The sequence below is a fragment of the Micromonospora sp. DT44 genome, from assembly GCF_049841635.1.
In the GTDB taxonomy this organism is placed as follows: domain Bacteria; phylum Actinomycetota; class Actinomycetes; order Mycobacteriales; family Micromonosporaceae; genus Micromonospora.
Map to the genome: position 1 here is coordinate 71,764 of NZ_JBNCKS010000022.1, position 15,889 is coordinate 87,652.

General features: G+C 72.3%; 10 protein-coding genes. 4 read left to right on the plus strand and 6 right to left on the minus strand.

What is annotated here, in order from left to right; all coding sequences use genetic code 11:
- The first annotated feature begins 33 nt into the window (after positions 1 to 33).
- Together ACLQ25_RS15105 and ACLQ25_RS15110 are read left to right on the plus strand one after the other, a co-directional pair.
- Entirely contained in the window at positions 34 to 1,824 is a 1,791-nt protein-coding gene (locus tag ACLQ25_RS15105; protein ID WP_425731497.1) for an HSP90 family protein, read from the plus strand.
- The gene (locus tag ACLQ25_RS15110) at positions 1,821 to 3,884 is read left to right on the plus strand and encodes a hypothetical protein (RefSeq protein WP_425731498.1); all 2,064 of its coding nucleotides are present in this window, start codon (positions 1,821 to 1,823) and stop codon (positions 3,882 to 3,884) included. The genes ACLQ25_RS15105 and ACLQ25_RS15110 overlap by 4 nt, the downstream gene beginning before the upstream one ends.
- Here the strand turns inward: ACLQ25_RS15110 and ACLQ25_RS15115 are convergent.
- Positions 3,845 to 4,774 (minus strand): endonuclease/exonuclease/phosphatase family protein, encoded by a 930-nt coding sequence (locus ACLQ25_RS15115; protein WP_425731499.1) that lies wholly within the window; start codon positions 4,772 to 4,774, stop codon positions 3,845 to 3,847. The two genes, ACLQ25_RS15110 and ACLQ25_RS15115, sit on opposite strands and share 40 nt — an antisense overlap.
- Positions 4,775 to 4,857: 83 nt before the next feature.
- Between ACLQ25_RS15115 and ACLQ25_RS15120 the strand changes: the two genes are divergently transcribed.
- Positions 4,858 to 5,187 carry an NIPSNAP family protein gene (locus tag ACLQ25_RS15120; protein ID WP_425731500.1) on the plus strand — a complete coding sequence of 110 codons (330 nt, stop codon included), beginning with the start codon at positions 4,858 to 4,860 and terminating at the stop codon, positions 5,185 to 5,187.
- Between the two features lie 46 nt (positions 5,188 to 5,233).
- Here ACLQ25_RS15120 and ACLQ25_RS15125 read toward each other — a convergent pair whose 3' ends face one another.
- The 3 genes from ACLQ25_RS15125 to ACLQ25_RS15135 all read right to left on the minus strand — a co-directional run bounded on the left by ACLQ25_RS15125 (position 5,234) and on the right by ACLQ25_RS15135 (position 12,834).
- On the minus strand, positions 5,234 to 6,427 hold the full coding sequence (locus ACLQ25_RS15125; protein WP_425731501.1) for an endo-1,4-beta-xylanase: 1,194 nt from the start codon (positions 6,425 to 6,427) through the stop codon (positions 5,234 to 5,236).
- Between the two features lie 302 nt (positions 6,428 to 6,729).
- Positions 6,730 to 12,249 carry a carboxyl transferase domain-containing protein gene (locus tag ACLQ25_RS15130; protein ID WP_425731502.1) on the minus strand — a complete coding sequence of 1,840 codons (5,520 nt, stop codon included), beginning with the start codon at positions 12,247 to 12,249 and terminating at the stop codon, positions 6,730 to 6,732.
- 378 nt (positions 12,250 to 12,627) lie between these two features.
- The gene (locus tag ACLQ25_RS15135; RefSeq protein WP_355052696.1) at positions 12,628 to 12,834 is read right to left on the minus strand and encodes a hypothetical protein; all 207 of its coding nucleotides are present in this window, start codon (positions 12,832 to 12,834) and stop codon (positions 12,628 to 12,630) included.
- A gap of 230 nt (positions 12,835 to 13,064) precedes the next feature.
- Here ACLQ25_RS15135 and ACLQ25_RS15140 point away from each other — a divergent pair, with 230 nt between their 5' ends.
- On the plus strand, positions 13,065 to 13,892 hold the full coding sequence (locus tag ACLQ25_RS15140; protein WP_425731503.1) for a hypothetical protein: 828 nt from the start codon (positions 13,065 to 13,067) through the stop codon (positions 13,890 to 13,892).
- A 23-nt stretch (positions 13,893 to 13,915) separates the two neighbouring features.
- Here ACLQ25_RS15140 and ACLQ25_RS15145 read toward each other — a convergent pair whose 3' ends face one another.
- Together ACLQ25_RS15145 and ACLQ25_RS15150 are read right to left on the minus strand one after the other, a co-directional pair.
- Positions 13,916 to 15,121, minus strand: a complete 1,206-nt coding sequence (locus ACLQ25_RS15145; protein WP_425731504.1) for a low temperature requirement protein A — start codon at positions 15,119 to 15,121, stop codon at positions 13,916 to 13,918.
- Positions 15,122 to 15,328: 207 nt separating this feature from the next.
- Positions 15,329 to 15,889 (minus strand): hypothetical protein (locus ACLQ25_RS15150; RefSeq protein ID WP_425731505.1); only part of this gene is annotated, 561 nt, incomplete at its 5' end.

Below are 15,889 nucleotides of genomic sequence, written 5' to 3' on the forward strand. Positions count from 1 at the left end.
GTGCAGCCGATCGGATCACGGGAGAGGGCGGTTGTGAGCTACACCTTCCACGTCGACCTGCGCGGCATCGTCGACCTGCTCAGTCACCACCTGTACGCCAGCCCACGCGTCTACGTCCGCGAGCTGATGCAGAACGCCGTCGACGCGATCACCGCCCGTCGGGTGGGCGAGCCCGGCGCGCCGGGCGCGATCCGGATCTACCCACCGGAGTCCACAGGGGACGGCACGCTGCGCGTCGAGGACACCGGCGTCGGTCTCACCGAATCGCAGGTGCACGAGCTGCTCGCCACGATCGGCCGCAGCTCCAAGCGGGACGACCTGGGGTTCGCCCGACACGAGTTCCTCGGCCAGTTCGGCATCGGTCTGCTCTCCTGCTTCCTGGTCGCCGACGAGATCCGGGTGTCCACCCGTGCGGCCGGCTCGCCGACCGTCGAGTGGATCGGTTACGGCGACGGGCGCTACGAGCTGCACATCGCCCCGGCCGAGCGGGAACGCCCCGAGCAGGGCACCACCGTGACCCTGGTGCCCCGGCGCGGCGCCGAGCACTGGCTGCGCAGGGACAGCGTCGTCGAGATCGCCTCGCTGTACGGGTCGCTGCTCCCGATCGGCGTCCACGTCGACCACGAGGCCATCACCACCGGACTCGCCCCCTGGGAAAACGACCCGGCCGAGCCGGCGGCGGCACGGCGGGAGCGCCTTGACGCGTACGCCCAGGAGGTCTTCGGTTTTCCGCCCTTCGACGTGATCGACCTGGCGGTGCCCGCGGCGGGCCTGCGCGGGGTGGCGTTCGTGCTGCCTATGCCGGCCAACCCGACGTCGCGGGTGGCCCACCGGGTCTATCTCAAGCAGATGCTGCTCTCCGAGGACATCGAACGGCTGCTGCCCGAGTGGGCCTTCTTCGTCCGGTGCGTGGTCGACACCACCGAGCTGCGCCCGACCGCGAGTCGGGAGGCGCTCTACGAGGACGCGCTGCTCGACGAGGTCCGCGACGCGCTGGGCGACACCCTGCGCGGCTGGATGACCCGGCTCGGACGCACCGACCCGCGTCGCCTCCAGGCCTTCCTGCGGGTGCACCACCTGGGCGTCAAGGCCCTGGCGGTGCACGACGACGAGATGCTGCGCCTGGTCGAGCAGTGGTGGCCGTTCGAGACGAACATGGGCCCGCTGACGCTCGCCGAGTTCCGGGAGCGGCACGGCGTGGTGCGGTACACGCCGTCGGTGGACGAGTTCCGGCAGCTCGCCGCGGTCGCCGCCGCCCAGGGGATCGCCGTGGTCAACGCGGGCTACGTGTACGACGCCGAGTTGCTGCGTCGGCTGCCCGACGTGGACAGCGGCGTCGTCACCGAGATCCTCACGGCCAGTGACCTGGCGACCCGGCTGGAACCGCTCGACCCGGACGTCGAGCTGGCCGTGCGGCCCTTCCTCGTCCTGGCGCAGCGGACCCTCGACCGGCTCGGCGTGCAGGTGCTCGTGCGTGCCTTCGAACCGGCCAGCATGCCGGCGCTGCACCTGCTCGACGGTGACACCGCCCTGGCGGTGGACCTGCGTCAGGGGCAGGAGCAGGCCGACGAGCTGTGGTCGTCGATCCTCGGCACCTTCACCCAGGGCCGCGACGAGCGGCCGCAGCTCGTGTTCAACCACCGCAACCCCCTTGTCCGGCAGGCCACCGCCACCGGCGACGACGAGCTGACGACGCTCGCGATCGAGGGCCTGTACGTGCAGGCGCTGCTGCTGGGCCACCAGCCGCTGCGGCCCGCCGACACGGCCGCGTTGAACCAGTCGTTCCTCGGTCTGCTCGCCCGCGCCATGGAGGGAACCCGATGACCACCTCCGAGCAGGAGCTGCGGGAGCGCCTCAGCCAGGCGTACGCGCTGCCACGTGGCCCGGCCCGCTTCGCCGCGCTGGACGCGGTCTTCCGGCACGCGGACGCGGCCGGCGACGTGCCGTTCGCCTTCTCGGCCCGGATGAGCGCGATCAGCGACTTCCACCACGGCGGCGACCCGACCCGGGCGTTCCTCGCCTTCTCCTGGTGCCTGGCGACGTTCGACCGGCAGCCGGAGGTGGTCGAGGGTTACCACGCGCGCTCGCTGCTGTGGGACTTCAAATGGATCGTCTGGGCGCTGCCCCAGTTCCCGGACATCCCGCTGGAGCGCACCATGGCGGTGCTCGACGACATGCAGCGCCGCTACCAGCTCGCCGGGCAGAGCCTGCACGCGGTCCACCAGCATCGCTGGCTCGTGGCGCACCATGTCGGGGACATGGAGGCCGCCCAGGAGGCGTACGACCGGATGGTCACCGCCAAGCGGGACTCGATGTCCGACTGCCAGGCGTGCGTTCCGTCGGGGCAGGTCCGGCACCTCACGTCGCTCGGCCGGTTCGACGAGGCCATCACCATCGGGGAGCCGTACAAGCGCGGCGGCTGCACCGAACAGCCACAGTGGATGCTCAGCGAGCTGCTCACGCCGTACCTGCGGACGGGCCGCTTCGACGAGGCCGTCGAGGCGCACCGGGACGGCTACCGCCGCATCCGCGACGACCGTCACCACCTCGACAACCTCGCCCAGCACGTGCTGTTCTGCGGGCTGACCGGCAACGAGGCGCGGGGCCTGGAGCTGGTGGAGCGGCACCTGAGCTGGCTGGAGCGCCCCTCGTCGCCGTACGCGGCGATGGAGTTCGCCGCGTCCGCCGCGCTGGTGCTCGGCCGGCTGCGCGCGGCGGGTCACGCAGACCTGACGCTGTCCCGCCGCTCGGACGACGGCACCCGCCGCTGGGAGGCGACGGTCGCCGAGGTGCACGACGAGGTGGCCGCGCAGGCCCGCGCGATCGCCGCCCGGTTCGACGTCCGGAACGGCAACCGGCACCAGAGCGAGCGGGTCGAGGCGCGGATGGCGGCGACGCCGGTGGCGCGGCACGTGCCGCTCACCGTCCTCGCCGGGCGGGTCACCACGTCCGAGCGGGCGACCGACCCGGCGCTGGCCGCGCTCGTCGAACGGGTCGCCGCGCTCACCGCGGCCGGCGACCAGGCCGGCGCCGCACGGACCCGGCTCGACGTGGCGCACACCCTGCGCAACGCGGGCCGGCAGGAGGACGCGATCGAGGCCGCCGAGGAGGCGGTCCGCAGCCTCGACCGGGTCGGTCTGCGCGACGACGCGCTGCGCTGCCGCCACCTGCTGTGGGAGCTGTACCGCCGGGGCTACCACCACCGCGATGCCGCGCGGGTGGTGCTCGCCGAGCTGATCCGGGCCGGGGACCTGCCCGACGGGTTACCGCCGCTGGAGGTCGTCCTGGAGGACTCCGCCGACCTGCTCCACGGTGCGGAGGGGTTCACCCACCTGGTCACGGCCGCCGACCGGCACCGGGCCAACGGTGACGCCGACGCCGAGCTGCGGGTGCTGCGCAAGGCGCTGGGCCGGCTCGCCAACCGGCCGCCCGACGACGTCGCCTGGGCGATGCTGGCGCGCGTCGACGCCCTCGCCGCGGCGGCGCGGCCCGACTCCGCCGAGCTGGCGGGCCGGGACCAGGTGACCGCCGCGCAGCTCCTGAATCGTGCCGGCCGTACCGCCGAGGCGCTCGACCGGCTCGATACGGCCGTCAGCCTGTTCGGCGGCGACGAGCTGGCGGACGATCGTCGCTCGGCCCGGCTGTACCGGGCGCGGTTGCGTCTGCGTCTCGGCGAGCCGGCCCGCGCCGAGGCGGAGGCCCGGGAGGTGCTGGCCGAGGACCCCGACGAGTACGGCTACGACGCCACCGCGCTGCTGACCCTCGCGCTGCGGGCGCAGGGTCGCGCCGACGAGGCCGAGAAAGCGCTGGCCGCGCAGGACATGGACGAGGACGACCTCGACTACTACGAGCAGGACCTCGAACCGGACGACGACGAGGACTGACCGGCCGGGCGGGCGCAGCCGACGACGAGGGTGGCCAACAGGGCGGGGTGATCGGTCGCCCCGTCCAGGTCGACCGACCGGGCGCAGCACAGGCCGATGTCGTCGCTGGCCACGATGTGCTGCACCGCCCCGTCACCGACGCGGAGATGACCAGGCGGCGCGCACGTCCCCACGTCGCCGGGGCCCAGGTTGAGGTCACCGCTCAGCACCGTGGGGGCGTACCCGGTGCGCCGACGAATGGCGGGCAGGATCGCGTCGATCAGGTGGCCGCACTGGGTGAGCGCGACGCTGCGGCTGGTGGCCGCCAGGTGGGTGGTGCAGGCGTTGAGCCCACCCTCGACGTGGACGCACAGCCAGGGCCGTTCCTCGGGGTCGGCGAGGTCCTGCGCCGGGTGGATCCCACTGTGCACCGTGTACCGGCTGGCCGTCGTCGGCAGTCGGGCCAGCAGGCCGATGCCGTACGCCCGGCCGTTGCGGCACCGGGTGTCGGCGCCGCTGGGCCGGTCGCCGGCAGCCTGGAAGGCGGACGTGACTCTCGCGCGGCCGTGCACCGTCGCGAACACCGCCGCCAGCAGGGGCACGTCGTCCTGGCAGATCTCGTTGAGGGTGACCAGATCGGGCCGCTCGGTCCTGATCAGCTCGGCGGCCCTGGGCACCGCCCGGCCGGTGTAGCAGGCGGCGCGACCGCTGTTGCACAGGTTCAGCTGCGCCACCCACAGGGTCGTGGGCGCGGGGGAGGCGGGGACGGGCCGGGCCGGCACACCGGCGACGACGACGAGACAGCCGACGGCGAGGGCCCGGCGAATCGCGCGGAACGGGCCGTTCGCGCGCCGGCCAGGAACGGTCATGCCCCGGCGGCGGTCGGTGTCGCCGGGCGGATCGTCGGACATGCGGACTCCGGCAGCAGGGCGGCACTCTTCGCCGAGGTGTCCGCGATCCTACTGCCGGCCGCCCGGCGCTCTATGGTGGACCGATGATCACCTGCGTCGTGCACTACACCATCGACCCCGCGCAGATCGAGGCGTTCGAACGATTCGCCCGCGCGTGGATGAGGCTCGTGGCCCGGCACGGCGGCGTGCACCACGGCTACTTCCTGCCCGCCGAGGGCGCCAGCGACCGGGCCGAGGCGTTGTTCAGCTTCGACAGCCTCGCGGCGTACGAGCGGTACCGCGCACGATTCGGCCACGACCCGGAGTTCGTCGCGGCCGACGCGATCCGTGACGAGTCGGGTTGCGTGCTGCGCTACGAGCGGACGTTCATGCGCCCGCTCCTGCCCGATGACGACATGACAGTGGCCCGCTGACACGGGCCGTGCGGGGAGGGTGGGACCCCGCACGACCCGTGCCGGCTCAGCGGTGCGGCCGGGGCGCGACGCGCGGCAGGACGTACGGCGGGCCAGCGAAGATCAGATCCGACTTCAGTTCCTGGTACGCCCGCTTGGGCTGGTAGTTCTCGTCGTAGATGGTGGCCAGGCCCTCGGGCGGGTCGTTGAACCAGTCCGGCACCCACGAGTACTTGTCGCTGAAACCCCAGACGGTGTACGACAGGCAGTCGCGTACGGCGAGGCACGCCTTCATCAGCACGCTGAAGTTGGCCGCCGACGCCTGCAACCGGGGGTTGATCTCCTCGGAGTTACCGGCCTGGACGCCTGCGGTCATCTGGCTCCGGACGTCGACCTCGGTGAACGCGGTGGCCAGGCCGAGCGCGGAGAAGCGCTTCAGGGCGGCGGTCACCTGCAGGGTGTCGAAGTTGCCGAACTGGGTGCCCAGGTGGCCCTGTGAGCCGACGCCGTCGATCGGGACGCCCTTGGCGCGCAGGCCCTTGGCCATGTCGTAGACGAACTGCGTCTTGTCGTCGGCCGGGTTGCCCGAGCCGAACGCCTCGATGTTGTAGTCGTTGTAGAACAGCAGCGCCTTCGGATCGGCGGCGCGGGCCCAGCGGAACGCGTCGGCGATGTAGTCCGGGCCGAGGTTCTGCGCCCAGAAGCCCTTGTAGTGCAGCGTCGACGGGGTGTCCCAGGGGTCGCTGACCGCCTCGTTGACGACGTCCCACTGCCAGATCTTGCCCTGGTAGCGGCTCGCGACGGCGGTGATGTGCTTGCGCAGCAGCTCGCGCAGCTCCTGCTTGCTGATGGTGCCGTCGGCGACGCCGCTGGTGAGCCAGGCGGGCAGTTGGTTGTGCCAGACCAGCACGTGGCCCCGGACGCTCTGGTGGTTGCGCTGGGCGAACTGGATGAGCTGGTCGGCGGCCGTCCAGTCGTAGGTGCCCCGGGTGGGCTCCAGGCTCTCCCACTTCATCGCGTTCTCGGCGGTGACCGAGGAGAACTCCGAGGCGGCGAGCTGGCGGTAGCGCGGGTCGTTGGCGTCGTTGAGGGCTTCCGCGTTGACCGCGGTGCCGATCTTCAGGCCGTGGCGCTGGCCGAGGGCCGCCAGCGTCTGGGTGGTCGGGTCGTACGGCCGGCTCGCGGTGGCCGGAAGCGCGTTCAACGCCGCAGCGGTCGCGACGGCGACGACGCCGGCGCTGATCCACCGTCTTGGCTTCATCTGCCTACCTCTCGATAATGATCGACAAGTGTCGATCTTTGAAGGAAGGGTGCGGCCCGGGATGAAAGGGCACGGGGGAGTGGCTTTGAAGGACCGGAAACTCGTTCGAAACATTATGGCCGTCGATGGGCCCCGTCAACTCTGAAAACTTCCGGAAAAGAGACGGGTGAGCTGCGCGACTGTGGATAGTCATCGGATGAAAGTTTCGCCGCTGCGCCGGGCGGCAGGGCGTCAACGGCAGTGGGGACGGCACCGACCTGGAAGGGTCGGTGCCGTCCCCACTCAGCGGGACCGGCGGCGGATCAAGCGTTCAGCCGCGCCTCGATCGCCTCGATGACGCGCGGACGCAGCTCCGCGGCGCGGATCACGGCGTCCACCGAGCCGACCTCGACGGCCCGTTGGATGTTGTGCACCCGGTCGAACTCGGTAGCCACCTCGCCGAGCTTCTCCGCCCGCACCGAGGACCGCAGCTCGTCGAGCTCGGCCGTCAACGCGGCGCGCTCGGTGCCGGACGCGGCGGCGACGCGGGCTTCCAGGGCGCGTACCCGCTCGTCGGCGGCCGTCCGGGCGTTGACGTCGGCGGAGAACACCACCGCGGCGGCGGGAGCGCCACCGAGCACCGAGGCGAAGGACCCTTCCAACGCGAGCACCGTCATGCTCGGGTTCAGCGCCTTCGAGAACACCACGAACGCGCCGCCGTGGTATCGCGAGATCACGCAGAACACGATCGGACCCTGGAAGTTGACGATCGCCCGGCCGATCTCCGCGCCGTACTCCAGTTGCAGCTTGCGCATCGACTCGGGCGAGCCGTCGAAGCCCGACAGGTTGGCCAGCACGACCAGCGGCCGGTTGCCGCTGGCCGCGTTGATGGCCCGCGCGGCCTTCTTCGACGAGCGGGGGAAGAGCGTGCCCGCCGTGTAGGTGTCCGGGCCGTCGGTGGGCGGGAACCCCCGACGCGGCACCGACCGGGACTCGATACCGAGCAGGCACACCGGGATGCCGCCGAGGTGTGCGTCCTGCACGACCGCCGTGTCGGCGTCGGCCATGCCCGCCCACCGCTCCAGCACCGGGCGGTCCTGGTCGGCGATGGCCCGCAGCACCGTCCGGATGTCGAACGGCTTCTTGCGGTCCGGGTTGGCCTCGGCGGAGAAGATCTCGCCGACCGTGCGGAACGGGCTGCCCGCCACGTCGTGCGGGAACGGGGAGATGTCCCGGTCCACCGGGTCGGTGGTGGTCACCCGCCGCGGGGCGTCCTCGCCGGGCGCGACGTACGTGTGGTCGTAGTGGGCCATCAGCACGTCCCGCGCGGCGGTCAGGTTCGGCGCCCAGTACTGCGCCTGCCCGTTCGGGCCCATCACCCGGTCGTACCCGCCGATGCCGAAGTTGTCCTCGGCGGAGACGCCGCCGGAGAAGTCCAACGACTGCTTGCCGGTGAGCACCATCGCCGAATCCGGGGTCATCACCAGGACACCCTTGGTGTGCATGAGCATCGTGGCCTCGGCGTTCCAGTACGGCTGCGCGCCCACGTTGATGCCGGCGACCACGATGTTGATCTCACCGCCGGCCTGGGTGAACTCGACGATGCGCTTGAGCGCCGCCGCCACCCAGTCCATGTTCTCCGTACCCGAGGTCATCGAGATTCTGGCCCCGGCGGAGAGCGCCCACCACTCCAGCGGCACCCGCATCTGCTCCGCCAGGTCCAGCGCGGCGATCACGCGCCGGCACTCCGGCTCGGACAGCGCGCCCAACGACTTCGTCGGGTCGCCGAGCAGCACGACCCGGGTCACGCCCTGCGGGTGTCGCTCGGTGGTGGCGGTGACGACGCCCGCGACGATCGCGGCGCGGTTGCGCCCCCTCGGCCGGTCCACCGGTAATAGCGACGGAGCGCCGTCGGAGCCGGTTTTGGGCGGAGACGAGCACCGTCCATCCTGCGCGGCATGCGCGTCGTCGAGGTCGTGCTCGACGAACTCACCGAGCCGACCGGTCAGCTCGTACGGGTACACCGTGTTGCGGCTGCTGGCCCGCAGCACCTTCAGCCGGTACTCGTCGAGCGGCTCGACGGGCTCGGCGGGCGGCTCGCCCACGGTCAGCTCCGCGCCGCCCTGGGCGTCGAACGAGATCCGTACCGCGATCTTGGTCAGCTCGCCGGTGCGGCGGTCGCGCTGACGCGCGATGAACAGGATCTCCTCCAGGCCGGCGCCCACCGTCGTCGGGCGCACCCGCCCGGCGATCATCTCCATCTCCTCGCGGGTCAGCTCGCTCGGCGGCCACACGTAGACGACGATCCGGTTGGTGGTGAAGCGCGTCTTCGACGGCCGGCGCGACTGGGCCCGGCGAATCGAGTCGAGGCAGGCCGCCACCGCGTCCTCGGCGGTGGGCAGCGCCACCAGCCGGCCGTCCTGCTCGCGCAGCTCGGTCAGGTCACGTACCTGGGCGAACGCCACCAGGCGCTCGTCGGCCGGGTTCTCCCGCGCCACGCACTGGAAGAGGTAGACCTCCTCGTCCGACGACGGCAACCGGGTCAGGTCGAACTTGTGCAGCCGCTCCAACTGCATCCGCTGCGCGATGTACGGGTGCAGACCGCGGATCAGCCGGTCCTCGACCATCCCGACGTCGGACGGGCGGAACGTGAAGTGGTGGTGCATGACCGCCCCGCCGCGACCCGCGACGGTGGCGGTGAGCCGCCGGACCTGCACCGGCAGCGGATGGGCGACGAGCACGTCGCGCAGCGCGGCGGCCATCGCGTCGAAGTCCTCCGGCTGGTTCTCCCAGCCGAGGTAGATGTCGGCGTCGACCGAGTCCTCGGCGCCGGCCAGCTCGGCGAGCCCGCGCAACGCGTCGCCGAGCCCGTCGAAGCGGACGGCCGCGGAGACCACGGTGGAGTCCGTCCGCTCGGCGACCACGAAGGAGCAGTCGGCGACCTCGCGGGTCCGCACCCGGTTGAGCGCCTTGTTGCCGTAGTAGCGGCGGGTGAGCACCTCCAACATGACCGTGTTGTCGAGGTGGTGCCGCACGAGGCGCTGCCCGAGCAGACGGACCAGTGGCTCGGTGCTGCGGACCATCTCGGCGACGCGCTCGGCGCGGTCGGGCGAGTCCGGCTGGGCGTCCAGGTGTCGCAGGTGGGCCCGCACCTGCGCGTAGACGCGGGCGCGGTTGCGGCGCAGCAGCGGCTGCGCGAACCATGCGAACACCACGCCCCGGGCCAGGTCGGCGATGGCGGGGAAGCGGACCTGCGTCGCGGCCACCAAGCGTTCCAGCGCCAGACCCGCAGGCTCCCGCAGCGACTCGTCCGGCGGCGTTTCGCGCAGCCACTCGCGCAGCAGCGACGCCACGACGGTGGCGTCGACGGACGCGCGCTGCTGGGCCAGGAAGATCCGGAACACGGCGGCTTCCAGGCCGGGGGAGCGCTCCAGGTCGGTCACGCCGTAGTGACTGAGCGCCTTGGCGAGCTTGGCCTGGAAGGCGTCCGGCAGACCGGCCCGCTCCACGTCGAGGCTCTGCAGGTAGGTGTGGAGGTACTCCCGGTCACTGCGCGCGTGCGCGCCGCCGTCCTCGCCGGTCGGCCGGTTGCGGCTCAGCTCGGCCAGGTCGGCGAACGCGTCGACGAGGTCCACCTCGGCGGCCAGCGGCCGGTGCCCGTCCTCGGCCGCCAACCGGCGTACGACGAGATAGTCGTCGAGCACCCGCCGGTCGTCGTGCGGGTCGACGTCGTAGCCGAGCAGCAGGCCGCGCAGGTCCTCCTGACCGCGCCGGCTGCGCTCGTACGACGACAGGCCGGCATCGACGGTGGGCAGGTCCAGCTCGACGGTGGGGCCGCTCGGAGCGGCCACGGTGTCGGCGGCCTCGTCGACGATCGGCTCCAGCCGCAGCAGCGGCGCACCGGCCTCCACCTGGCTGCCCACCGAGACGGCGCACTCCTTGAGCCGGGCCCGGAACGGCGCGCGCAGCACCGTCTCCATCTTCATGGCCTCCAGCACCAGCACCGGCGCGCCCGCCTCGACCTCGGCGCCCACCTCCAGGGGGGTGGCGACGACGAGCGCGGGCATCGGGGAGCGCAGGACGCCGCCCTCGTCGCGGCTGACCCGGTGCGTCACGCCGTCCACCTCGACGAGATGGGTCGGGCCGTGGGTGCCCGTGAGCAGGCGGTACCGGACGCCGTTGACGACGATCTGGCCGGTGTGCCGGTCGAAGCGGTCCAGCTCAACGTCGGCCGTGCGGACGTCGCCGCCCACCTCGATGCCCACCCGGAACCGGTGCGCGCCGATCCGGGCCACGCGCAGCCGATAGGTGACACCCCGCAGCTTGAGGTCCAGCGGTCGGCCGCTGGCGTGCTGCACCTGCGGACGCCCACCGGCGGCGGTCGACAGCAGCCGCTGCCGCTCGGCGCGCTCCTCCTCCTCGTACGACTCGATCGCGGCGGCGGCCAGCGCGACCGCGGAGTGCCGGTGCGTGACGAGCCGGCCCTCGCCGCGGACCCGGTCGATCCAGCCGGTGTCGGCGCTGGCGTCGATGACCTCCGGCTGGTCGAGCAGGTCGAGCACGAAGCTCTTGTTCGTCGCGCCACCGTCGATGATCACCGTGGTGTCGGCCATCGCCCGCCGCAGCTTGCCCAGCGCCTCGTCGCGGTTCCGCCCGTACGCGATGATCTTCGCGATCATCGAGTCGAAGTCGGCCGGGATGGTGTCGCCCTCGCTGACGCCGGTGTCCACCCGGATGCCCGGCCCGGCGGGCAGGTCGAGCCGCGCGATCCGCCCCGGCGACGGCGCGAAGTCACGGTCGGGGTCCTCGGCGTTGAGCCGGGCCTCGATGGCGTGCCCGCGCTCGAGCGGCGGGTCACCCACGAGCCGGCCGCCCGACGCGACGTGCAGCTGCGCCTTGACCAGGTCAAATCCGGTGGTCAGCTCGGTGATCGGGTGCTCGACCTGTAGGCGGGTGTTGACCTCCAGGAACGCGAACAGCCGGTCGCCGGGGTGGTAGAGGAACTCGACGGTCGCCGCGCCCCGGTAGCCGACCGCCACGGCGAGCCGCTCCGCCGACGTCTTCAGCTCGGCGGCCTGCGCCTTGTCGAGCACCGGCGAGGCCGACTCCTCGATGACCTTCTGGTTGCGCCGCTGCACCGAGCAGTCCCGCACGCCCAGCGCCCACGCGGTGCCCTGACCGTCGGCGATCACCTGGACCTCGACGTGCCGGGCGCCGGTGACCAGACGCTCCAGGAACACGATGCCGCTGCCGAACGCCCGCGCCGCCTCCTGGCTGGTGCGCTCGTACGCGTCGGCGAGTTCGGCGTCGCTGGTGACCACGCGGATGCCGCGCCCGCCGCCGCCGGCCGTCGCCTTGAGCATCAGCGGGTAGCCGATCTCGGCGGCTGCCGCCGTCGCGGCCTGCAGGCTCTCGACCGCCCCGCGGCTCCACGGCGCGACCGGCACGCCGACCTCCTCGGCGATCAGCTTCGCGCCGATCTTGTCGCCGAGCTGGCGCATGGCCTCCGGGCTCGGTCCGATGAAGGTGACCCCGATCTTCTCGCACAGCTCCGCGAAGGCGGGATCCTCGGCGACGAAGCCCCAGCCGACCCACGCGGCGTCGGCGCCGGTCTCGGTCAGGGCGCGCTCGAGCGTCGCGAGGTTCAGGTACGGGCGGGCCGACGCGGGCCCGAGGTCGTAGGCGATGTCGGCCTCGCGCACGAAGGTGGCTGTGCGGTCGACGTCGGTGTGGAGGGCGACCGTCTCGATCCGGCTGCCCGTCTCCGCGGCCAGCTCCCGGACCGCGTGGATGAGGCGCATGGCGGCCTCACCCCGGTTGACGATGGCGACGCGGTTGAACACCCGACTGACCCCTTTGGTAGACCATCTGTACGTGCCGAGACATGACGGCTCCCGGCAGTGATCACTTTTCCGGCTCGGAGTGGACGGCGCCATGGTGCAACGGCCCAACCAACCGCCGCTGATTTGTAGAGACCCCACAAAACTTTTTGGCTGTCAGCCGCCGGGTGCCGGATAGATGTCCCCTCTTCGCGATGAACGCCCCGACATCACCTTTCGGTTTCTTCGCCCCATTGCGCCCGCCCTGGGCGCCGGCCTCACCATCACCCGACCGACCGACCGACCAACCGGCTGCCTGGCCGCCCCGCCACCGGGTCGATCCCGGGACAGAAAAACGGCCCGCGCCCTACACGGGCGCGGGCCGGGCGAACCGCCTTCGTCCTACTTGGACGGCTCAGGCAGCTTGCAGTCGATCTTGGGGTTGGCCCCGATGTAGTTCAACGGTCCGGCCACGATCGTGACCAGGATCGTGCCCGCCTCGGCGCAGTTGGTGTCGTCGCCGCTGTAGTAGCCCCGCTGGCCGGCGGCGACCGCGCCGATCACCAGCCAGATAACGACGATGACTCCGAGTATCGAGGTGCCGCGCATCGCTGCCTCCTGAAGGAATGTGGTGGAGCTGAGGTGCACGCGTTGTACCCAATCGGGTCGCGCCGCTAACGGTGGACGCGTCGTACCCCCGCCGCATCGTCCGTCCGGCCGATGCCGGCATCGGCCGCCCGCACGAGGTCTCCCCGCGCGGCTATCGGATCGCCGACCGACCCGGCCGCCGCGCGGGGCATCGGACGTAGAACTGCCTCACGGCCCGCCGAGGAGGACCCATGGACGTCCCGACACCATCGCTCTACGTCGACCGCCCCCACGACGTCGCGGTCGCTGCCCGCGCGCTCGCGGGAGGCGCGATCGTCGCGGTGGCGTTCGCCAACGTCTACGCCCTCGTCGCCCGCCCGGACCCGGCCACCGTCCGTCGGGTGAACCTGGCCAAGGGTCGGTCCGTCGACCAGGTCGGCAGCATCACCACCGCGATCGGACGTATCCCGGGGATGTTCGACTGGTCCCGCATCTCGCCCCGGTTGCCGGTCGGCCGGGTACGGGCCCTGATGGACGCCCTCTACGGTGCCGGGCCGTTCGGCTTCCGGGGTCCGGCCGCCGACCGGTTGCCCGACCACCTCACGCAGGTCGACTGCGGACTGCGGACCGCCCAGGTCATCGCTCCCGGCCTCACCTGCCCGTCCAACACGTTCTTTGAGCGGGCGCTCGCCGAGACCGGCACCGACCACCTCTACATCACGTCGGCGAACCGGTCCCGGCACCACACCGGGGCCGCCGAGGAGCCGGCCCACTGGAAGGCCGGCGCGCTCGCCGCCGACTTCGCCCACCTGCGCGACCTGGTGGTGCTCGCCCACCCGGACGAGGCGGTGGCCCGCGCCGCCTACCCGGGCTACCTCACCACCTCGGTGACCCTGCTCTCCTTCCACGCGCCGGTCGGCGAGCTGGAGGAGCCGCCGGTGCTGACCGTGGACCGGCACGGCTCGCTGCACGTCGACGACGTACGCCGGGCCGCCGCGCCGCTGGGCCTCCAGGTGCGTCTCGGCAACACCGCCGGGCAGCGGCTGCAGGCCCGGGGGTACGCGGGCGCGCTGGTGTGACCGCCTGCCGGCCGACGGCCGGTTCAGTGCGGCGGTGCGGGGGCCTCCGGTGGTTTGCCGTGGCTGCGGAGGTGGTCCGCGTAGGCGACCCCGGCCAGCACCAGCAGCGCGCCGAACGAGGCGGCCAGCGGTGGCAGGTACATCACCACGGGCGCGATCGTCAGCAATGCGAGGAGCCCGCCGGGGCGGGACGGCGACACCCGACTGAACACCTCGTACTCGAATGAGGACCGGCCGACCAGGAACAGCGCCGGGCCGCCGAGGATCACCGCCACCCAGGCCGGCGGCGTACGTCCCGGGTGGTCATGCAGCACCAGGTCGAACCCGGAGGCCGTGGTCACCACACCCGCGATCATCAGCAGGTGGGTGTACGGGGCGGTGAACAGGAACTTGGCCGGCGCGCCGGAGATCTTGATGGCCGCCGGCAGCAGCTGGCCGGACTTGTGAACGTAGATCCGCCACAGCAGCAGGGTGGTCCCGAACGCCACCGCGAACGAGACGATGTTCTGCGCCTCGGTGTGGTTGAGGTTGAACATCGTGCCGATGGTCAGGATGGCGTCGCCGAGCGCGATGATAAAGAACTGCTGGTACCGCTCGGACAGATGCTCGGCCGTGACGTTGCGCTGCGGCTCCGGCACCACCCCCAGGCCCGGCACCGGGTACGCGAGCCGGAAGCCGGTGTAGTCGATGGCAAGCGCGATGGCCCAGCACGCCATCCGGGCGTCACCGGCGACGAACGCGCCGATGATCCAGGGGATCGCCGACACGACGAACCAGGTGAAGATGCGCAACGCTCGGCGCTGGGTCTGTGGTTGGCGACGCACAGCCGGCATCAGGAACAGCCCGCGCCCCAGGTGGATGGCGACGTACGTGCCGGCGAAGGCGATGCCGCGCGTGTTGAACGCCTCCGGGATCGCGGTGGTCATCAGCAGCGCGCCGAACATGACCGAGGCGATCAGCAGCTTGATCTCGGTCCGTTCCGGGTCGTACAGGTCGGTGACGAGGGTGGTGATCGCCCACGTCCACCAGACGGCGGCCAGCAGGATCAACGCCCGTCCGGCGCGGTGCCAGTCGAGCTGGTCGACCATGCCGCGCGAGATGAGCGCGAGCGCGACCACGTATACCAGGTCGAAGAAAAGTTCGAGCAGAGTCACCCGGCGGGGGGAATCCGGGTCGCGTACCGGTGGTCGCGTCCTTCCGGGCCCGGGCTCCGGCGCGGAGAACTGCACGCTCGCTCCTGCGGTGCCGGTCGACTCGGCGGACCGTCCGGCCCACCTCGACCGACGCTAGCCAGCGGCCCACCCCGCCACCTCGGGATTCGTCCCACCGTCCCCCGACCGGGCGTCGTTCGGCCCGCGTCCCGGCCTCCGTCGGGCGCTCGGAACGAGCGAACCCCCGGACGTCCGCGCGGACGTCCGGGGGTTCACGGTGGTGCGTCAGCCCTGGTCGCCGCCGGGCAGGACGGCGGTCGCCGCGTCGCCGGCGCCGGCCAGCACCCGAGCCTGCTGGGGCCAGGTGGCCAGCGCGGGCGCGCCGCGCAGGCCGGCGGTCCGGATCAGGTCGCGCAGCGCCGGCTCGTCCAGCTCGCCGAGCTGGCGGTAGGTGCGCACTCCGGCCGCCTGCAACGCGGCCGCCATCTTCGGCCCCACACCCTGGATCCGGCGGAAGTCGTCCGCCGGGCCCGTCGGGTCGGTGTCCGCCGTGGCCGCCGTGTCCGCCGCGTCCGCCGGGATCGGCGGGGCGTCGGCCGCGCGGACCGGCGGCGTGGCCCGCGCCGGCTCGGCCTCGTCGACGTCCGCCGCGGGCAGGCCGGCCGCGACCGCCGGGGTCGTGTCGGCCGGCGTCGTCCCGGTGTACGCGCTCTCGGCGGGAACGGCCTCGACCGGCTCGACCGGCGTGGTGTCGATCGGCTCGGCCGGGGTGGTGTCGATCGGCTCGGCCGGGGTGGTGTCGATCGGCTCGGCCGGGGTGGTGTCGATCGGCTCGGCCGGGGTGGT